Genomic DNA, 18,404 nt, shown 5'->3' with positions numbered 1-18,404 from the left:
AAAGGAGTATCTGTCATGACGCTGCGAGTTGTTCCCGAAGGCCTGGCCGCGACCAGCGCTGCGGTGGAAGGGATCACGGCCCGCCTGGCGGCCGCGCATGCGGGCGCAGCCCCATTGATCACGGCGGTCGTGCCGCCGGCGATTGATCCGGTGTCGCTGCAGACCGCGGTCGGGTTCAGCGCCCAGGGCAACGAGCACGCCGCAATGGCCGCCGAAGGTGTCGAAGAACTGGGCCGGTCCGGAATCGGAGTTGGCGAATCCGGCATCAGTTACGCCACCGGTGATGCTGCCGCGGCGTCGTCGTACCTGGTTGCCGGCGGCTGAGAAATGACCGCGCCGATCTGGATGGCCGCACCGCCGGAGCTGCATTCGGCGTTGCTGAGCAGTGGCCCGGGACCGGGACCGCTGCAGGCAGCCGCAGCGGCGTGGACGTCATTGAGCACCGAATATGCCTCGGCAGCAGGAGAACTCACCACCTTGCTCGGCGCAGTGCAGGCCGAAACCTGGGAGGGCCCGAGCGCGGAGCGCTACGTGGCCGCCCACGTGCCGTACCTGGCGTGGCTGACCCAGGCCAGCGCGAACAGCGCCGGAGTCGCGGCCCAGCACGAGACCGCGGCGGCGGCCTACACCACCGCGTTGGCCGCAATGCCGACGTTGGCCGAGTTGGCCGCCAACCACACCATTCACGCGGTGCTGATGGCAACGAATTTCTTTGGGATCAACACGATTCCGATTGCCGTCAACGAGGCCGACTATGCGCGGATGTGGACCCAGGCGGCCACCACGATGGCCACCTACCAGGTGATTTCCGGAACGGCGTTGGCGTCCGCACCGCGCACCGTGCCGGCGCCGCTGCTCACCAAACCCGGCGTGGGCGAGGCCGGTAATACCTCGGCCACCGCCGCGCAGACCATGGCGCACGCCCAGGCGGCCCAATCCGGCTCGTCGCAAAACCAGTCCGACCTGCTGTCGGAACTGCTGAGATTCTTCGGCGACATACTCGGCTTTTTACTGTTGAATCCGGTGGGGCTCCTGTTCTTCGTCAGCTATGAGGTGTTCTCGCCCATCGCCACGTACGGTCCCATGCTTTTGGCGTTGTCGCTCGCGTTACCGCTCGGCATCGCCGCGGCGCCGCCCTTGGCCACACCGGTCGAGCCGGTCGCCGTACCCGACGCCATCGGGGCCCCGGTAGCCGTGGCGGCCACCGCCCCCGAACAGTCCAGCGGATGGCCGGCCGCCGGACTGGCCCCGAATGTCGCCGCGCCGGCGGCGCCCACCGCGCCCGCAACCGGGGGAGCTGCCGCGACCGGTGCCGCGCCCGCGGCACCCGCGACGGCAGGTTTCGCCTACGCGGTGGGGGCTATCGGTTCAGACGAAGGGCCGGGGCCTACATTGATTGATCGTCGTGGGGCCAAGGCACCGGCTTCGCATATTCCCGCCGCGGCTGCGGTGGGGGTGTCGAGTCGGGAGAAGGCGCGGACACGGCGGCGTCGGCGGGCGGCCCTACACGATTACGGTGACGAGTTCGCTGATATGAACGTCGAGGTCGACCCGGACTGGGGCGCACCGGCGGGTGATGAGCCAGGCGCGTCCACGGTGACCTCGGAGCGAGGTGCGGGGCCATTGGGGTTCGCGGGCACAGTACGCAGCGAAGCCGTCGAGGCCGCCGGGCTGACCACGCTGGGCGGCGATGAGTTCGGTGGGGGACCGGCGGAACCGATGGTGCCGGGCACGTGGAGTGATGACGACGGAGGGGAGGCGGGTGCCGGGGAGTAAACGGCGGGATCAGAGGAATCGAGCAATCGGTCGCGAGATGAGAAAGGGATGGCAATGAGTATGTTGGACGCGCATATTGCGCAGTTGGTGGCGTCGCAGTCGGCGTTTGGGGCTAAGGCGGGGTTGTTGCGGTCGACGATCAGTCAGGCTGAGCAGGAGGCGGTTTCGGCGCAGGCCTTTCATGTGGGGGAGTCTGCGGCGGCGTTTCAGGCTGCCCATGCCCGGTTCGTGGAGGTGGCCGCGAAGATCAACACGTTGCTCGATATCGCTCAGCTGAATTTGGGCGATGCGGCGGGCACGTATGTGGCTGCCGATGCGGCCGCCGCGTCCGGTTACACCGGGTTCTAAACGAAGGGATTGATGATGTCGCAGATTATGTACAACTACCCGGCGATGCTGGCGCATGCCGGGGATATGTCGGGGTATGCCGCGACCATGCAGGGGTTGGGCGCCGATATCGCCAGTGAGCAGGCGGCGCTGTCGGGGGCTTGGCAGGGTGATACCGGGATGACCTATCAGGCCTGGCAGACGCAGTGGAATCAGGCAATGAGCGATCTGGTGCGTGCCTATCACGCGATGGCGCGCACCCATGAGGCCAACACGGTGTCGATGCTGGCCCGCGACCAAGCCGAAGCCGCCAAATGGGGCGGCTAACCACCGCGACCACGTAGATGGGCGCCGAGCCTAATGCCATTGAGCTGACCGTCGAGCAGGCGTGGTTTATCGCCGAAACCATTGGCGCGGGGACATTCCCGTGGGTATTGGCGATCACCACGCCCTACACCGACGCTCGGCAACGCGGCGCATTCGTCGATCAGCAGACCGCCGAGCTGACCAGGATGGGCCTGATGTCTGCCGACGGCACGATCAACTCGGCGGTCGCCGACTGGGTGCGGGTGGTGTGTTTCCCGGACCGATGGCTGGACTTGCGCTACGTGGGACCCGTGCAGGCCGCCGGCACCGCCGAACTACTCCGCGGCATCGTGGCGCGGCGCGGCGACCAAACCGTCGTCGCGCTGCGTAACGCGCAGTTGGTGACGTTGACATCGATGGATATCGACGACCCGCGAGCGCTGGTTCCGGTGCTCGGCGTCGGGCTGGCAGGTCGACCACCGGCGCGATTCGACGAGTTCAGCATGCCCGCCCGGGTCGGCACCAGGGCCGACGAACGGCTGCGCGCCGGTACGCCGGTCAGCGAAATCCTTGACTACCTTGGGATTCCACAATCGGCTCGGCTGGTGGTTGAGTCGGTGTTCACCGGTCCGCGCAGCTACGTGGAGGTCGTCGCGGGCTGCCGCAACGATGGGCAACACGCCACCACCGAAGTCGGGATGAGCATCGTGGACACCATCGCAGGCCGGGTGCTGGTCAGCCCGTCCCGCGCCTTCGACGGTGAATGGGTATCCACGTTCACCCCGGGCACTCCGTTCGCGATCGCCGTCGCAATCGACCAGCTGACCGCGGCCCTGCCCGACGGCCAATGGTTCCCGGGAACACGGTTGTTCCGAGATTTCAGTGCCGATTTCAGTGCCCAGACCAACTAGCACTGGCCCCGAAGAGAAAGTGAACCCATGTCCATACGTCTGAGGACCCGGTGATGTCCAGCGCCGTCATGCCGATCGTCCGGGTTGCCATCCTCGCGGACAGCCGGCTGACCGAGATGGCTCTGCCCGCCGGACTGCCGCTGCGCGAAATACTGCCCGCGGTTCAACGATTGGTGGTTCCAGTCGCCCGCGACGACGGGGCGGACACCGCGGCCGAAAACGACGGCACGGCCGACACCACCGCGACCCCGGTGCGGCTGTCCCTTGCGCCGATCGGCGGAGCGCCGTTCAGCCTGGACGCCTGCCTGGACACCGTCGGCGTTGTCGACGGCGACTTGCTCGCCTTGCAGCCCGTACCCGCTGGTCCGGCTGCGCCCGGCATCGTCGAGGACATCGCCGACGCCGCGGTGATCTTCTCGGCGTCCAGGTTGAAACAGTGGGGGGTCGCGCACATCCAGCGCGGGGCGGTGGCAGCGGTCATCGGATTAGTTTTCGCGGCAACCGGTTTGGCGGTCACTTACCGGGTGGTGACCGGGGCGCCGACCGGACTGATTGCGGTCGGCGTGATCGCGGCACTCACCGCGCTGGCCGGTTTGGCGGCCCGCTCCGCGCCGGTTGGCCTGGCGTTCTCGATCGCCGCGCTGGTGCCGATCGCCGCCGCGTTGACCTTGGCTGTACCGGGCGGCAACAGGGCAGCGCAGCTGATGCTGGGTGCTGCCGGCGTCACGGCGTGGTCGTTGCTCGGTATCATCCTTGCCCGCGGCGAGCGTGATCGCGCCGTCGGATTCTTCACCGGGGCAACCGTGGTCGGAGCTGGTGTGCTGGCGGCGGCCGCCGCCAAGTCGCTCTGGCAGTTGCCGATGCTCACTCTGGGCTGCGTGCTGATCGTGGCTGCATTGGTGTTCACCGTTGCGGCCCCCCAGTTATCGGCGTTGTGGGCGCGGTTCCCGCTGCCGGTCATCCCCGCGCCGGGGGACCCGACCCCGTCGGGGCCGTCGTTGCGGATGCTGGAGGACCTGCCGCGCCGGGTGCGGATCAGCGACGCACACCAAGCCGGGTTCATCGCGGCCGCGGTGTTGCTCAGCGTGCTCGGTTCGGTGGCGATCGCGTTACGGCCGGAAACGCTTTCGGCCTGGGGCTGGTACGTGGTGGGGGCTATCGCTGGGGCTTCTGTACTGCGGGCCCGGGTGTGGGACTCGACCGCCTGCAAGGCTTGGCTGTTGGCTCAGCCCTACCTGGTGGTCGGTGTGTTGTTGGTGCTCTACACCGCGACGGAACGCTATGTCGCGGCGTTGAGCGCGATGCCGGTACTCGCCGTGCTGGCGCTGGCCTGGGTGGTGGCGGCGTTGAATCCGCCGATCGTAGACCCCGACAGCTATTCGCTGCCGCTGCGCCGGTTACTGGGTTTCGCCGCGTCGGGCCTCGATGCCTCGCTGATTCCGGTGATGGCGTACCTGGTCGGGCTGTTCGCCTGGGTGCTCAATCGATGATTCGAGCCGGATTGGCTTGTCTGGCCGCGATCTTGGTGGCCGCCGTCTGGGCCGCCTCGCCGACCGCGGCGATCAGCCCGCCGACGGTCGATCCCGCAGCCGTGCCGCCGAGCGGTGCGCCGGGACCGGTGCAGCCGATGATGCCGAGCGGCGAGTGCAGCACCTCGGGAATCATCGCCGGCACCGATCCCCGCGTACCCACACTCAACCAACTTGTGATGGATCTGCCTGCGGCATGGCGGCTTTCCCGCGGTGACGGCCAGTTGGTGGCGGTCCTCGACACCGGGGTGCGGCCGGGACCGCGGCTGCCCGGTGTGGAACCGGGCGGCGACTATGTGGAATCGACCGACGGACTGACCGACTGCGACGGGCACGGAACCTTGGTCGCCGGCATCATCGCCGGTCAGCCCGGCGACGACGGGTTCGCCGGGGTTGCACCGGCGGCGCGGCTGCTGTCATTGCGGGTGACTTCCGGGAAGTTCTCCCCCCGAATGTCCGGCGGCGACCCGACACTCGCCCGCGCGTCCGTCGACGTGGAAGCACTGGCCCGCGCGATCGTGCACGCGGCCGATCTGGGCGCCCGGGTGATCAACATCTCGGCAGTCACCTGCCTGCCCGCCGACCGGAGCGTCGACCAGTCCGCCTTGGGTGCGGCGCTCCGCTACGCCGCCGTCGACAAAGACGCGCTCATCGTGGCCGCTGCGGGCAACAGCGGGGCCACCGGTTCGGTGGCCGGCGGGACGGCCTGCGAGTCCAACCCGCTCACGGATTTGAGCCATCCCAACGATCCCCGCAACTGGGCCGGTGTCACGTCGGTGTCGATTCCGTCGTGGTGGCAGCCCTACGTGCTGTCGGTGGCTGCGCTGGCGCCGGACAGCAAACCGTCGAAATTCAGCATGGCCGGCCCCTGGGTGGGCATTGCCGCTCCGGGTGAGAACATTGTGTCGGTGAGCAATCGTGACGACGGTGGCCTTGCCGACGGGCTGCCCAACGAACGTCAGCAACTGATTCCGTTGAGCGGCACCAGCTATGCGGCCGGGTATGTGTCGGGCGCTGCGGCGTTGGTGCGCAGCAAGTATCCCGAGTTGACTGCCGAGCAGGTAGTGCATCGCATCACCGCGACCGCGCACAACGGCGCCCGGGCGCCGTCCAACGTCGTCGGCGCCGGCACGCTGGATACCGTCGCCGCGCTGACATGGGATCTACCCGCCACTGGCAAAACTGATGCGGCACTGACGAAGCGGATCGCGGCACCGCCGGAACCGGCCCGGAAAGACCGTACGCCGCAGATCGTTGCGTTCGGTGGGACCGCGGCCCTCATCCTGGTCGTTGTGGTCGCCGCCGCGATCCGCGCGCGCCGACGAAAGGAGCTCACCTCATGAGGTCGCACCAAGCGATATCACCGCGTACCGGACGGCTCATAGTGGTGCTGCTCGCGGTCGTGGTGGCTGCCGTGGCCTATCCGTGGCAGTCGGTGCGGGAGCGCTGGGTGCTCGGCATCGCCGTGGCCGTGGTGATCGTGCTGTTGGCCTGGTGGCGGGGACTGTTCGTGACGACGATCCTGCGCCGCCGGGTGGCGATAATGCGCCGCAACCGCCGACGGCGGCCGGCCCGCGAATCCGGTATCGATGTGCGCACGACGGCGCTGCTGCACATCGCCCCGCCGGAGACCGAGTCCGACCTGCTGCCGCTGCCGCTGATCGCGCAGTACCTGGACCGCTACGGCATCCACGCCTACGCTCTCCGCGTCACCAGCCGAGCCGTCGAATCCGAGGTCGAGCGGCAGACCTGGATCGGGTTGACCGTGTCGGCTCTCGACAATCTCCCGGCGCTGCGAGCCCGCGCTCCGCGAATCCCGTTGCACGAGACCGCGGAGGTAGCGGTGCGCCGCCTCGCCGACCACCTCCGCGAGACTGGACGGGCGGCAAGCGTCGTCGGGCCCGACGACCTCCCTCAGCTCCGGCCTGCCCGGGAAACCTGGCGGGCAATACGCGACGAAGCCGACGATTACCTTGCGGCATACCGGGTTAAAGTCGATACCGCATTGTCCGAGACACTGGCGGCCATCGAGTCGTACCCGGCACGCGCAACGTGGACCGTACTCGAGATCGCCGACGACGGCACCGGCCAGACCGTGGCCGTTGGGTGCGCATTCCGCACCGCCGCCAAGCCGCGATCGGGCGGCCCACTGGCGGGGCTGGCGCCGCACTCCGGAAACCACCGGCCGGCGCTGATGACCTTGCATCCGCTGTCCACTCAGCGCCTCGACGGGCACAGCGCTGCGCCTGCCGACCTGTTGGTGCGGTTGCGCTGGCCCGGCGCGGCCGCGCGTCAGTCGAGGGCCCGGCACGCCGCGGTTTAGCCGAAGTCCCCACAACAGCTTCCGAGCGTAACGCCACGGTGGAAAATTGCGAGATTTTCCGCCACGCCGTTACAGTCGGCTTGGAAGAGGTTCGTAACTGCGAGCTAGCTGAACATCAGTCCCTGTAGGAAACGAGTCATCCGACGCAGGTATTCGAGCTGGCTGATATGCATGAGGTGACTCCCGGGGAACCAGTGCAGCGCGCAGCGATCCCAATGCTGCCATAGCATTTCGGCCTGATTCGGCGGCGCGAACCGATCGCCCAGGCCGGTGATGATCAGCCTGCGGTCCAGCGGCAGCAGTGGCCGGTGATTGAGCGGGCAGTGATAGGACAGCGCGACGGCCAGCTCGTCGCGGCTGATATCGCTCAACCGTAGTCCCAGTGCGACGAGCTTGCTGGCGGGGAACCACTCGTCGAACAGCGTAATCGGGGTGACGACCGGACAGTTGGGTATGACGGCCTCGAGCCGGTCGTCGACTGAGGCGATCAACGCGGACGTATAGCCGCCGAGAGATATACCGGTCAACGCGATCCGCTCAACACCGGTGTGGCGCAGGTAGTCGAGCAGCGAGCGGAAGTCGTGCACGGCCTGGGCCGTGGCCTCGGCGAATCCGGTCAGCCCGTGGGCGAAGTAGCCGTAACCGCTGAACGGCGAGTACTTTTCGGCTCGGCGTCCATGGAACGGCAAGGTGTACAGCAGAACGTCGTACCCGGACCGGTAGTAGTAGGGCAGCGTGAAGAACAACCCGTTGAGCAGATAGGACGATCCAAGGAAGCCGTGGATTACGCACAGCGTCGGTCGTGGGCCGTCGTCATGTCGCCAATGCTGCGCCCGTACGACGTTGTTGTGCCGCAATGCCCGCCACTGCCTGCGCATCGCGGGGTTGACCGCTTCGAAACTGCTGGCGAATGCGATGTTTTCGACGTTGCCGTGCGCAACCCACTCCGCGATGGGACTGGCCGGTCGTGACGACACCCGCGGCAAACTCGTCGGCGCCGGAAATGACTTCGCCGGCGCATGTTCTGCAGCCAGCTCGGCATAGAAGCGCAGGTTGTCACGCTCACGGTGGGATACATTGCGGCGCAGGACAGTAGCCAGTACCGGCGGCGTCATAGCCGCCGCCAACATGGTGGCGACCGCCGTCCGCAGCCCGACATCGCTGATCGCCGAGGCGTCGACGATCGCGCGCTGCCGCCATGGCAGGGCCGATCGGTCGGGTAGTCCGGCTGCACCGGCGTCGGCGCCCTGCACAGCGGGCAGCGAAGTCGGCGGATCAGCTCCGCTGGCGTCGGACGTCATCGTCGGCTCGCCTTTCTGATGCGGTCGGGTGGAAAAGTCTAGCCGCATTCTGATAAAACACGCCACGCAGCCAGTCGTCGTCGATGCCGGGCAATCGGATGAGTACTCGCATCGCGTCAGCGTATCCGTAGGGAATGTTGGGGAAGTCGCTGCCGAACAGAATCCGGTCTCCCAACTCTCGCAGCCGGGGTAGCTGTGCCGATGGGAACGGCATCAGTTCGTTGACAAATGGTGTGAAAGCCATTGTGGTGTCCAGCCGCACTTGCGCCGAACTCGCGCAGATGTCGAGAAACTCGCTGTATTCCGGCATCCCGAGATGCGCGATGATCAACCGCAGCCGCGGAAACCGGCGCAGCAGGCGGCGTATCGGCTCGGGCCCGGTGTAGTCACCGGGCACAGGCCCGGACCCGCAGTGAATGACCACCGGCACCGCGGCGTCTTCGAGGGTTCCCCAAACCGGGTCGAGCAGTGGGTCGTTCGGCTCGTACCGACCCACCTGGACGTGCGCCTTGAAGACTCGGGTTTCGTCGCGGATCGCCGCCTCGACGTACTCGCCGGCGTCGGGTTCGGGATAAAACGTCGCGGTGGCAAGGCAGTCCGGCGTGGACCTGGCGAACTCGAGCGCCCACTGGTTCAGCCAGGCCGCCATTCCCGGCTTATGCGGGTAGACCAGCGCGGTGAAACCGAGTACCCCGAACTGCCGGAGGATCTGCAGCCGCCGGGATTCTTCTGCGCGGTAAGTGATCGGCCAGTGGCGGCCGACCAGCGGACCGGCCGAATCGAAGTAATTCCACACCTTCTCCATCACCGGCTTCGGCATGAAATGGGTGTGCACGTCAATGACGCCGGGCAACCCGAGCGCGGACCAGATCTGCCGGACCGCGGCGACCTCGTCAAAGTCGCCCGCGGGCGCGTTGTCGTCGGTCATCGACCATCCTCGAACTTGTCCGGCATGCCTTCGGTAATACGGTTTGTCTATACCAGTCGGCTCGCAGCCTGTTGATGGGAGGACCAACATGTGGGATCCGGACATCTACCTGACATTCGCCGATCAGCGCGCGCGTCCGTTTTCCGACCTATTGTCGCGGATCGGCGCGGAGCAGCCACGCCGCGTGGTCGACCTCGGCTGCGGGCCCGGAAACCTGACCGCGCAGTTGGCACGCCGGTGGCCCGATGCGGTGATCGAGGCCCTGGACAGCTCACCGGAGATGGTCGCCGCCGCCCACGAGCGCGGCGTCGAGGCCGCCGTCGGCGACTTACGGACCTGGACGCCGCGCCGCGACACCGACGTGGTGCTCAGCAACTCCGCGGTGCACTGGGTGCCCGAGCACGCCGAGCTGATGGTGCGGTGGGCCGGTCAGCTGCCCGCCGGAGCGTGGATCGGTGTTCAGGTGCCCGGCGCATTCGACACTCCCTCGCACGCCGCGGTGCGCGCGGTGGCCCGTCGCGAACCCTACGCAAAGAAGCTGAGCGACATACCGTTTCGGGTGGGCACCGTGGTCGACACACCGGCGCATTATGCCGAGCAGCTGATCGACGCCGGCTGCACCGTCGACGCCTGGGAAACCACGTACCTGCACCAGCTGACCGGCGAGGAGCCGGTGCTGGACTGGATCAGCGGCACCGCGCTCCTGGCGGTGCGCGACCGGCTCGATGACGCGGGTTGGCAGCAGTTCCGCGAGGAGCTCATCCCGCTGCTGGCCGACGCCTACCCGGCCAGACCGGACGGGACCACGTTCTTCCCGTTCCGGCGGGTGTTCGTCGTCGCGCAGGTGGGCGAGTGACGCTACTGCGGTAGTCCGCGCTGCTGTGCCTCCGCGCGGTAGCGGTCCACCCACTCATCGGAGCGCTGGTCGGCCTGGCGTTCGGTCACCGGCGCGGGCGCCAATCGCCGATCCAGGCCGAGTGCTTCCAGCACGGTGCCGACGATCGCGGCCAGATTGCGCCACAGCACCGGGTACGCGACGTCGATCGGCGTAATGTGCTCTTGCGCGAACCAGTTGCGCCAGCCGTTCTCCTGCTCGCGAAGGATGGTGACGATGTGGGCGATCGCGTCGGCGTGATATACCGCCCGCGAATCGCGTTCGGGGTCCGGGCGGCCCCGCCACACCTGGGTTTGCAAGGCTCGCCAAAACGACACCGCCTGCGAGATCGCATCCGGCCGGTAGACGTGCACGTACACCGGTTCGCTGCCGATCACATCCCGGATCGCCGACCGCAAGTCATCACCGGAGCGGTCCGGTAGCCCCGCCGCCCACTGCCGCAGCAGCGGTGTCTGGTTCCACATCAGCTTGCCGCCCCAAACACCGTTGGGGGTTCGACCGGAACTGCGGATGTGCTCCCGGCGGGCCACCGGCGTCGCGGAGTCCGGTGTCCCCACCCGCAGCGGGTCGAGGAGCCGCAGGATCGACTCGTCGTCGACTCCGGAAAACCATTCCCGCGGTTGCGGCGCCATGCCGGTGGTCGGCAGATACTGAAAGAACTCCTGAGGCTCGCCGGCACATCCGGTGGCGCGTAACGATTCCACCAGCAGCGTGCTGCCGCTGCGCTGCGAAGCTAACACCAGGTACGCCGTAGCGGACACCACGTGAGCGTAATGGCAATCAGTGGTTGATCGGTTTATTTCTTCGCGTCGTTTTCGACGCCGCGCTCGGCGGCGATCGCCGAGCGGCTGGTCGGTACCTTGGCGTGAATCTGTAGGTACGTTTCGGTGTAGCGGGCCGCGATGCGGCTGCCGGCGAAGTCCGACGGTATGACATCGCCGGTCCGCTGACGCCAATTATCCAATTGCACAGCCAGATCGGCGGCGACGGCATCGGCTCGGCCGGTGTCGTCGCTGGCCAGCAGGTTGTCGGTCTCGCTGGGATCGGCTCGCAGATCGTAGAGTTCGCGGTCCGGCCGGGCCGCGGTAACCAGCGGTGCAACAGCATGCCCGGAGGGGCTTTCCTCGATGTCCCAGGGCAGATCGAGCAGTGGGCGGTGCACGTAATTCTCGATGTAGCTGTATTCCTTGGTGCGGATGGCCCGTATCGGGTCGAAGGCGTCGTGATAGGTCTTCGCGGTGTATACGCAATCCCGGACCGGGTCGGTATGCGCGTGGGGCGCCAGCAGCGCCTGGGCGTGCGAGATGCCCTCGATGTCGGCCGGCTCGTCGAGGCCCAAGAGACCCAGCAGTGTCGGCACCAGATCCACCCCGCTGAACAACTCGTCGTAAACCTTGGGCGGTAGCGCCATCTTGCCGGGCGGGCGGACGATCATCGCGATCCCGGTTCCCGCGTCGTACAGCGTCGATTTCGCCCGCGGGAACGCCGGGCCGTGATCGGTGAGGAACACCACCCAGGTGTCCCCGTCATGCCCGGTGGCGGCCAGCGTGTCCAGCAACCGGCCGACGGCCGCGTCCGCGGTTGCGATGGCTCCATAGAAGTCAGCCAGGTCCTGGCGGACTTCGGCGACGTCGGGCAGATAATCCGGCGGAGCGACCGTAGCGGTGTCGGCCGGCTCGTAGCGGTCGTGCGGATATGGCCGGTGGGTTTCGAAGAACCCGGCTGTCAACAAGAACGGTCGGCCGCCGTCGTAGTCGTTCAACCATTGCTGCGCCCGCTCGACCACGTACTCGCAGTAGGAGTTCGACACTTCGAACTCATCGAAGCCCAGCCGCGACGGGTAGGATGTCTCGTGCTGCATACCGAAAAGCGTTGAGTGCCAACCTGCATCGGATAGAATCTGGGGGAGGGTGCGGACGTCGGGACGGTACTCCCAGCCGTGATGGGCCAGGCCGACCAGCCCGTTGCTCTGCGGGTAGCGGCCGGTGAACAGTGATCCGCGCGACGGCGAGCACAGCGGCGCGGTGGCATGCGCCCTGGTGAACAGGATGCCCTCGCCGGCCAACTTGTCCAGCCGGGGGCTGGATACGTCAGGGTGGTCGTAGATACCGAGGTAGCGGCCCAGATCGTGCCAATGCACGAGCAGTACGTTTTGCGGCTGCACCGAGCGTTGCCGGTCCGTTTCGTCGCGGTCGCTGATGGCCGTCACCTCCTTGGGCCTGGCTGGCCCACTGGGCGACGGTATCGGCAGTGAAGATCTTTACCGACGGCGGGGTTGTCAGTTGTTGCGTTCTGAGTGGTCGTTAGTTGTCGGTCGTGTGCTGTAGGAACATGTGTATGAATCTGGCGGCGTGGGCTGAGTGCAACGGCGTTGCGCGGGTCACTGCGTATCGCTGGTTTCACGCTGGGCTGTTGCCCGTTCCGGCGCAACGAGTAGGTCGGCTGATCCTCGTGAACGATGCGGCAGCCGAGACGGCTCGGCGCGGGGGCGGACGGCGGTTTACGCGCGGGTATCCTCAACGGACCAGAAAGCTGATCTGGATCGCCAGGTGGCGCGGGTGACCGCGTGGGCTACGGCCGAACAGATCCCGGTCGACAAGGTCGTGACCGAGGTCGGGTCCGCGTTGAATGGGCATCGCCGCAAGTTCCTCGCGTTGCTGCGCGACCCGTCGGTGGGCCGGATCGTGGTGGAGCACTGGGATCGGTTCTGCCGGTTCGGCTCCGAATACGTCCAAGCCGCACTCGCTGCCCAGGGCCGCGAGTTGGTCGTGGTCGACTCGGCCGAGGTCGACGATGACCTCGTGCGCGATATGACAGAGATCCTCACCCGTATGTGCGCTCGGTTCTACCGAAAACGCGTTGCGCAGAACCGGGCCAAGCGTGCTGTTGCTGCTGCGACCGATGGCGCGGAGGCAGCTTGATGACCAGATTCGAGGTGCCCGACGGGCGGTGTGTGCAAGCGTTCCGGTTCACGCTGGATGCGACTGAGGACCAGGCCCGCGCGTTGGCGCGGCATTTCGGTGCTCGCCGTAAGGCCTACAACTGGACCGTCGCTGCGCTGAAAGCTGATATCCAGACGTGGCGTGAGACCGGCGTTGAGACGACGAAACCGTCGCTGCGGGTGCTGCGGAAGCGTTGGAACACCGTCAAGGACGAGGTGTGTGTCAACGCCGAAACCGGCGCGGTGTGGTGGCCGGAGTGCTCGAAAGAGGCCTACGCCGACGGCATCGCCGGCGCGGTCGACGCGTACTGGAACTGGCAGACCTCCCGTGCTGGTACACGCGCTGGCAAACGGGTCGGTTTCCTTCGGTTCAAGAAGAAGGGCCGGGACCAGGACCGGGTGACGTTCACAACTGGGGCGATGCGCGTCGAGCCTGATCGCCGCCACCTGACGCTGCCGGTCATTGGGACCGTTCGTACCCACGAGAACACGCGCCGTATCGAACGGCTCATCACCAAAGGCCGAGCTCGGGTGCTGGCAATCAGCGTGCGGCGCAACGGTACCCGGCTGGATGCGAGCGTGCGAGTGCTTGTTCAACGCCCTATCCGGCCTAACGTCTTGCTACCTGACTCTCGCGTCGGCGTCGATGTGGGTGTGCGCCGTCTGGCGACCGTCGCCACCGCTGACGGCGTCGTGATCGAGCAAGTGGAGAACCCGCGGCCACTGGCCGCGGCGCTGCGCGAGTTGCGGCACGTTTCCCGGGCCCGGTCGCGCTGTACGAAGGGCTCACGACGCTATCGTGAGCGCACCACAGAGATGTCCCGGCTGCATCGCCGGGTCAACGATGTCCGTACCCACCACCTCCACGTCCTGACCACACGATTGGCCAAAACTCACGGCCGCACCGTTGTCGAAGGATTGGACACGGCGGGGATGCTGCGGCAAAAAGGCTTACCGGGTGCTCGCGCTCGTCGGCGCGGCCTGTCCGATGCCGCACTGGGCGCACCGCGCCGACACCTGTCCTACAAGACAGGCTGGTACGGATCACAACTGGTGGTCGCTGACCGCTGGTTTCCGTCGAGCAAAACGTGTCATCGCTGTGGGCACGTTCAGAACATCGGGTGGGCCGAGCACTGGCAATGCGATGGGTGCTCGTCATCGCATCAGCGTGATGACTGCGCTGCCATCAACCTCGCACGCTACGAGGACACATCTAGCGTCGTCGGCCCAGTTGGGGCCGCCGTCAAGCGTGGAGCCGACCGTAAGACCCGGCTTAGCCGGGCAGGTGGCTGTGAAGCGCGGAAGAGACGCAGCCACCCGGCTGCCGAACAACCCCGAGACGGGGTGCAAGTCGCGTGACCACTAAAGATCACTCACTTGCAGCCGACGACGGTAGACCCCAGCCGTTCTCTGCGACGAACTCGGCAAGTGGCCGCGCGAACGCCCAGCCGTCCAATTCCAGCGCCGGGCGTCCTGGAAAGTCGGGTACCGGGCCCAGGCACAGTATCGCCACCGGCTCGGCGCCGGCGGGCATCGACAGCAGGCCGGCCAGTTGATCCGGATCGAACAGCGACACCCACCCCATCCCCAGGCCCTCGGATCGCGCCGCGAGCCAAAGGTTTTGGATCGCGCACGACACCGACGCCAGATCCATCTGCGGTAGGGTGCGGCGGCCGAAGACGTGCGCGTCTCGGCCGTCGCACAGCGAAACAACCAGCAGTTCCGCGCAATCGAGGATGCCCTCGACCTTCAGCGCGAGAAATTCCCGGGCCCGCCGGCCGAGCGCCGCAGCGGTGAGCCGACGTTCCTCGTCGACCAACGCATGAATGCGTAGCCGCAGCGACTGGTCGGTGATGCGGATGAACCGCCACGGCTGCATCAGCCCCACGCTGGGCGCCGCATGCGCGGCGTGCAGCAGGCGTGTCAGGACATCGACGGGCACCGTGCTGCCCGGCACAAAGCGGCGCATGTCTCGGCGTTCGGAGATCACGCGATAGACGGCCTGTCGCTCCTGCGGACTGAACGTGCTCACAGGGTCATCGTAGAAGCGGGGACCGTTCGCGAGCCGACACAGACTCGCGGAATTGCCGCCCGTCGTGGCCGGACCCGCGCAATTACGGTCGGTAACCGACACCGACCGCGCGGAAAATGTATTCCGGCGGCACGTCGAACCTCAGCTGTCGGCGCGGTAATCCGGTGAGCACGTCGCCGGGAATTTCTGCTTTGTAGTGCAACGACAGCTGACCGTGGAACGTCGGATCGACGCGGCCGATGTCGATGTCGACCTGCAGGCCCGTCGATGAGATGTGTGCGGTGGCGGCGCCCGTCTGCGGCGCGTCCCAAAACACGTCGACGGTGGGACCGGCCAGCTTGGGCAGCGAGGACAGCGTCGCCAGCACTCGCCGGGAGGTGAATACCAGCGATCCGACGTAGCTGGCGACACTGTGCCCAGAACGCAGACCCGGGATGGCGCCGCTGAACCGTCGGGTGATCGCGACGTAGTCGACGAGATAGCTGACTCCCTCCGCTTCGACCTCGGCGCGTAAGTCGGCGGGCAGCTTGCCGATGCCGAACAGTCTGCGGACAAAGACCGGCATCAGCCCAGTATGACCGCAGCGGTGCTCGGTCTAGCGCTGCGCCATGTGATGGAGCCGGAGCCGGACGCGGACGACGCCGGTGGCCACCGCGCCCAGCAGCGCCAGCATTCCCATGTCCAGCAACCAGGAGTGTGGCGAATGCAACCAGAACCGGTCGGCGGGCGAGGCCGGCACGATGGTGCGCAGGTCGACCGTCGACGCCGAAGCCGCGAAACCCCACCGCGCCGGCACCAGCCATGAGACCTGATCGAGGCCGACGCGTCCGGTCACCTGGATCAAGCCGCCGGCCAGCACCATTGACGCCATGATCGTCACCACCAGCATCGGCAATATCTGTTCGCTCGAGCGAGCCAGCGACGACAATGCCAGCCCCACCATCGCCGACACGATGGCGGTCAAGGCCAGCGTCACATACAGTTCCGCGGTGGCCGGCACGGTGCCGGCGCCGAACAGCGCCGCACCGCGGGTCGGCATGCCCTTTCCGGCTGACACAATCGCGGTGACGATGCCGGTTTGGATCAGCGCCGCGACGCTGTAGACAACGACCTTGGCGATCAGATAGGCCGACGCCGACAGGCCGACGGCCCGTTCCCGGCGGAAGATCAAGCGTTCCCCGATCAGATCCCGGATCGTCAGCGCGGTTCCCATGAACACCGCACCGAGGTTGAGCAGGACCAGGATGTCATTGGGTTCGCTGGGCTCGGACCCGCGCGGGTCGGCGTAACCGAACCCGGTATCGCCGGGGACTGCCAGTGACAGCACGCCCAGCACGAAGGGGAGCACCGCCAGGAAGGCGAAGTAGCCGCGGTCGGCGGCGATCAGCCGGGTTTGGCGGCGCGCCAGGGTGACGACCTGGCGCCACCGACTGGTGCGCGGTGGAGTGCCCAGCGGTGCCGCGCCTGCCGTCGGCGAAAGTCGCGGAGGTGCCGGGTGCCGCGCCAAAAACACCTGATGCACGCCGTCGGGGTCGGTGCTGACCCGGGCGAAGATGTCGGCCCAGTCGGTAGTTCCCATCGCCGGCCCGATTTCGGCCGGTGGGTCGGCGAATGCGGTCTTGCCGCCGGGCGCCAGCATCAGAATCTGGTCGCACACGTCGACGTAGGTCAACGAGTGCGTGACCACGATCACCACCCGGCCGGCGTCGGCGAGCCGACGCAGCATCGTCATCACCTGCCGGTCCAGTCCCGGGTCGAGCCCCGATGTCGGTTCGTCGAGGATCAGCAGCGACGGGCCGGTCAGTAGTTCCATCGCCACCGACGCGCGTTTGCGCTGCCCGCCGGACAGCTTGTCGACGCGCGTCTTCCGGTGTGGCGTCAACTCCAGTTCGTCGAGGACACGATTGACCACCTGACTACGGTCGGCGGCCGTGGTGTCCGGCGGTAGTCGCAATTCGGCGGCGTAGCCCAGGGCCTGTTCGACGGTGAGCTGGTGGTGTACGACGTCGTCTTGGGGCACCATTCCGATCCGGGAGCGCATCGAGGCATACGCGGCATGCACGTCGTGCCCGTCGAAGCCGACGACGCCGCCGGTCGGCGGCGTCGCACCGCTGATCAGCTTGACCAAGGTGGATTTGCCCGCGCCGGACGGCCCGATCACCGCGGTCAGCGTGCCGGGTTTGGCGGTGAACGATACGTCCTGTAGCAGTGGGTGGCCGTCGATTGTCAACGCCAGGCCGTGGGCGGTGAGCCCGCTGGCGTGTGCCGGTGCGGTTCGGGGCGCCAGGGTCTGGCCCGATACCACCAGGTCGGTGTTGCCGACGGAGACGATGTCGCCGTCGCGCAGCAAGGCGCGGGTGATCAGTGCACCGTTGACGAACGTGCCGTTGCTGCTGTTGTTGTCGTGGATCTCAAGGCCTGCCGGGGTGGGTTGCAGCACCGCGTGCACCCGGGACGCCAGCGCGTCGTCGATGACGATGCCATTGGTTTTGGCGCGGCCTACCGTGGTGGAGCCTTGGGCGGGTGCTGATTGTCGCAGCAGGCGCATCGTGTCGCCGAGGCGTTGCCGGGGTCGTGTTCGCCATGCCGGGCGTCGAATCGGCGCGGTAGGCGGGCTTGCCGGTCGTTCGAGCGGGGTCGTGGTCGTGTCGTCGCCGGTGGGCACCGTTGGGGGATCGCGCGGTTCGGCCGATGCCGTCGATTCGGCGGCGCGGAAGGTCAACTGCGGTCCGTGTGGGCTGCCCAGCGTGATGCTCTGCCCGTCACGGATGGGCACCAGGGCAACGGGGGCGCCGTCGACGAAGACACCGTTCTGGCTCTTGTCGATGACGACCCAGTGGGCTTCGTCGAGCCGCAGGATCGCGTGCACGCGGGAGATCAACGCGAGGTCGGCCGGTTTGCCGTCATGCAGACAGATGTCGCAGTCGCGATCCCGGCCAACGGTTACGTCACGGTCGCCGGGGAAGGTGTACATCGCCGAGCCGAGCCAGACGGTCAACGGTGGTGCGCTGACCTCGCTCAGCACGGCGAATCGGGTCGTTTGGCCATCCTCAGACGTCATCCCGCGCTCATATACCCCCGAGAATCTTTGGGTAATCAGGTGATTCGTTGTTACCGGGCAATGACACCCGGTGG

At 67.1% G+C, this 18,404-nt stretch carries 17 protein-coding genes and 1 pseudogene; 11 read left to right on the top strand and 7 right to left on the bottom strand.

Annotation, left to right across the window (positions count from 1 at the left end; all coding sequences use genetic code 11):
• The first annotated feature begins 15 nt into the window (after nt 1-15).
• The 8 genes from ACRDTL_RS02460 to eccE are packed head-to-tail and all read left to right on the top strand — an operon-like array spanning nt 16 to nt 7,172.
• Nucleotides 16-324 carry a PE family protein gene (locus ACRDTL_RS02460; protein WP_431505130.1) on the top strand — a complete coding sequence of 103 codons (309 nt, stop codon included), beginning with the start codon at nt 16-18 and terminating at the stop codon, nt 322-324.
• Between the two features lie 3 nt (nt 325-327).
• Nucleotides 328-1,776, top strand: a complete 1,449-nt coding sequence (locus ACRDTL_RS02455; protein WP_431505129.1) for a PPE family protein — start codon at nt 328-330, stop codon at nt 1,774-1,776.
• 54 nt (nt 1,777-1,830) lie between these two features.
• Nucleotides 1,831-2,124, top strand: coding sequence for a type VII secretion protein EsxS (locus ACRDTL_RS02450; protein WP_431505147.1), 294 nt, complete (start codon nt 1,831-1,833; stop codon nt 2,122-2,124).
• 15 nt (nt 2,125-2,139) lie between these two features.
• Nucleotides 2,140-2,430 carry a WXG100 family type VII secretion target gene (locus ACRDTL_RS02445; RefSeq protein WP_431505146.1) on the top strand — a complete coding sequence of 97 codons (291 nt, stop codon included), beginning with the start codon at nt 2,140-2,142 and terminating at the stop codon, nt 2,428-2,430.
• Between the two features lie 17 nt (nt 2,431-2,447).
• Complete coding sequence (locus ACRDTL_RS02440) at nt 2,448-3,320, top strand: ESX secretion-associated protein EspG (RefSeq protein WP_431505128.1); 873 nt, start codon at nt 2,448-2,450, stop codon at nt 3,318-3,320.
• A gap of 53 nt (nt 3,321-3,373) precedes the next feature.
• Nucleotides 3,374-4,810 (top strand): type VII secretion integral membrane protein EccD, encoded by a 1,437-nt coding sequence (eccD, locus tag ACRDTL_RS02435; protein WP_431505127.1) that lies wholly within the window; start codon nt 3,374-3,376, stop codon nt 4,808-4,810.
• Nucleotides 4,807-6,192: a type VII secretion-associated serine protease mycosin gene (gene mycP / locus ACRDTL_RS02430; RefSeq protein WP_431505126.1), complete on the top strand. Its 1,386-nt coding sequence runs from the start codon at nt 4,807-4,809 to the stop codon at nt 6,190-6,192. Before eccD ends, mycP begins: the two co-directional genes overlap by 4 nt.
• Nucleotides 6,189-7,172: a type VII secretion protein EccE gene (gene eccE / locus ACRDTL_RS02425; RefSeq protein WP_431505125.1), complete on the top strand. Its 984-nt coding sequence runs from the start codon at nt 6,189-6,191 to the stop codon at nt 7,170-7,172. Before mycP ends, eccE begins: the two co-directional genes overlap by 4 nt.
• A gap of 104 nt (nt 7,173-7,276) precedes the next feature.
• Here eccE and ACRDTL_RS02420 read toward each other — a convergent pair whose 3' ends face one another.
• Together ACRDTL_RS02420 and ACRDTL_RS02415 are read right to left on the bottom strand one after the other, a co-directional pair.
• Nucleotides 7,277-8,473, bottom strand: a complete 1,197-nt coding sequence (locus tag ACRDTL_RS02420; RefSeq protein WP_431505124.1) for an alpha/beta hydrolase family protein — start codon at nt 8,471-8,473, stop codon at nt 7,277-7,279.
• Complete coding sequence (locus tag ACRDTL_RS02415; RefSeq protein WP_431505123.1) at nt 8,448-9,401, bottom strand: amidohydrolase family protein; 954 nt, start codon at nt 9,399-9,401, stop codon at nt 8,448-8,450. Before ACRDTL_RS02415 ends, ACRDTL_RS02420 begins: the two co-directional genes overlap by 26 nt.
• An 88-nt stretch (nt 9,402-9,489) precedes the next feature.
• Between ACRDTL_RS02415 and ACRDTL_RS02410 the strand changes: the two genes are divergently transcribed.
• A complete protein-coding gene (locus ACRDTL_RS02410) occupies nt 9,490-10,257 on the top strand; it encodes a trans-aconitate 2-methyltransferase (RefSeq protein ID WP_431505122.1) in 768 nt (255 codons plus the stop codon).
• Nucleotides 10,258-10,259: 2 nt separating this feature from the next.
• Here the strand turns inward: ACRDTL_RS02410 and stf0 are convergent, their stop codons facing one another.
• Both stf0 and ACRDTL_RS02400 read right to left on the bottom strand, forming a co-directional pair.
• The gene (gene stf0, locus ACRDTL_RS02405) at nt 10,260-11,057 is read right to left on the bottom strand and encodes a trehalose 2-sulfotransferase (RefSeq protein ID WP_431505121.1); all 798 of its coding nucleotides are present in this window, start codon (nt 11,055-11,057) and stop codon (nt 10,260-10,262) included.
• Between the two features lie 35 nt (nt 11,058-11,092).
• Nucleotides 11,093-12,460: a sulfatase family protein gene (locus ACRDTL_RS02400; RefSeq protein ID WP_431505145.1), complete on the bottom strand. Its 1,368-nt coding sequence runs from the start codon at nt 12,458-12,460 to the stop codon at nt 11,093-11,095.
• 173 nt (nt 12,461-12,633) lie between these two features.
• Between ACRDTL_RS02400 and ACRDTL_RS02395 the strand changes: the two are divergent.
• Together ACRDTL_RS02395 and tnpB are read left to right on the top strand one after the other, a co-directional pair.
• Nucleotides 12,634-13,217, top strand: a pseudogene (locus ACRDTL_RS02395) (IS607 family transposase).
• Entirely contained in the window at nt 13,217-14,596 is a 1,380-nt protein-coding gene (gene tnpB, locus ACRDTL_RS02390) for an IS607 family element RNA-guided endonuclease TnpB (RefSeq protein WP_431505120.1), read from the top strand. Before ACRDTL_RS02395 ends, tnpB begins: the two are co-directional and overlap by 1 nt.
• 10 nt (nt 14,597-14,606) lie before the next feature.
• On the opposite strand, the gene bluB is transcribed toward tnpB, so the two are convergent.
• From bluB to ACRDTL_RS02375, 3 genes are all read right to left on the bottom strand, one after another.
• On the bottom strand, nt 14,607-15,269 hold the full coding sequence (bluB, locus tag ACRDTL_RS02385) for a 5,6-dimethylbenzimidazole synthase (RefSeq protein ID WP_431505119.1): 663 nt from the start codon (nt 15,267-15,269) through the stop codon (nt 14,607-14,609).
• Nucleotides 15,270-15,351: 82 nt separating this feature from the next.
• Nucleotides 15,352-15,834 (bottom strand): hypothetical protein, encoded by a 483-nt coding sequence (locus tag ACRDTL_RS02380; RefSeq protein ID WP_431505118.1) that lies wholly within the window; start codon nt 15,832-15,834, stop codon nt 15,352-15,354.
• Nucleotides 15,835-15,864: 30 nt separating this feature from the next.
• Complete coding sequence (locus ACRDTL_RS02375; protein ID WP_431505117.1) at nt 15,865-18,330, bottom strand: ATP-binding cassette domain-containing protein; 2,466 nt, start codon at nt 18,328-18,330, stop codon at nt 15,865-15,867.
• Nucleotides 18,331-18,404 lie beyond the last annotated feature (74 nt).

Origin of the sequence: Mycobacterium sp., assembly GCF_050700595.1 — a bacterium.
In the GTDB taxonomy this organism is placed as follows: Bacteria; Actinomycetota; Actinomycetes; order Mycobacteriales; family Mycobacteriaceae; genus Mycobacterium.
Note: the sequence above shows the minus strand (reverse complement) of the source record. Positions and strands in the feature narration are given on the sequence as shown.

Bases quoted from the DNA above. Each gene is read 5' to 3' on its own strand.
- tnpB (WP_431505120.1), top strand. From the start codon at position 13,217: ATGACCAGATTCGAGGTGCCCGACGGGCGGTGTGTGCAAGCGTTCCGG.
- ACRDTL_RS02380 (WP_431505118.1), bottom strand. From the start codon at position 15,834: ATGCCGGTCTTTGTCCGCAGACTGTTCGGCATCGGCAAGCTGCCCGCC.
- ACRDTL_RS02410 (WP_431505122.1), top strand. From the start codon at position 9,490: ATGTGGGATCCGGACATCTACCTGACATTCGCCGATCAGCGCGCGCGT.
- mycP (WP_431505126.1), top strand. From the start codon at position 4,807: ATGATTCGAGCCGGATTGGCTTGTCTGGCCGCGATCTTGGTGGCCGCC.
- eccD (WP_431505127.1), top strand. From the start codon at position 3,374: ATGTCCAGCGCCGTCATGCCGATCGTCCGGGTTGCCATCCTCGCGGAC.
- ACRDTL_RS02455 (WP_431505129.1), top strand. From the start codon at position 328: ATGACCGCGCCGATCTGGATGGCCGCACCGCCGGAGCTGCATTCGGCG.
- ACRDTL_RS02415 (WP_431505123.1), bottom strand. From the start codon at position 9,401: ATGACCGACGACAACGCGCCCGCGGGCGACTTTGACGAGGTCGCCGCG.
- ACRDTL_RS02375 (WP_431505117.1), bottom strand. From the start codon at position 18,330: ATGACGTCTGAGGATGGCCAAACGACCCGATTCGCCGTGCTGAGCGAG.
- ACRDTL_RS02440 (WP_431505128.1), top strand. From the start codon at position 2,448: ATGGGCGCCGAGCCTAATGCCATTGAGCTGACCGTCGAGCAGGCGTGG.
- ACRDTL_RS02460 (WP_431505130.1), top strand. From the start codon at position 16: ATGACGCTGCGAGTTGTTCCCGAAGGCCTGGCCGCGACCAGCGCTGCG.
- ACRDTL_RS02450 (WP_431505147.1), top strand. From the start codon at position 1,831: ATGAGTATGTTGGACGCGCATATTGCGCAGTTGGTGGCGTCGCAGTCG.
- eccE (WP_431505125.1), top strand. From the start codon at position 6,189: ATGAGGTCGCACCAAGCGATATCACCGCGTACCGGACGGCTCATAGTG.
- ACRDTL_RS02445 (WP_431505146.1), top strand. From the start codon at position 2,140: ATGTCGCAGATTATGTACAACTACCCGGCGATGCTGGCGCATGCCGGG.
- ACRDTL_RS02420 (WP_431505124.1), bottom strand. From the start codon at position 8,473: ATGACGTCCGACGCCAGCGGAGCTGATCCGCCGACTTCGCTGCCCGCT.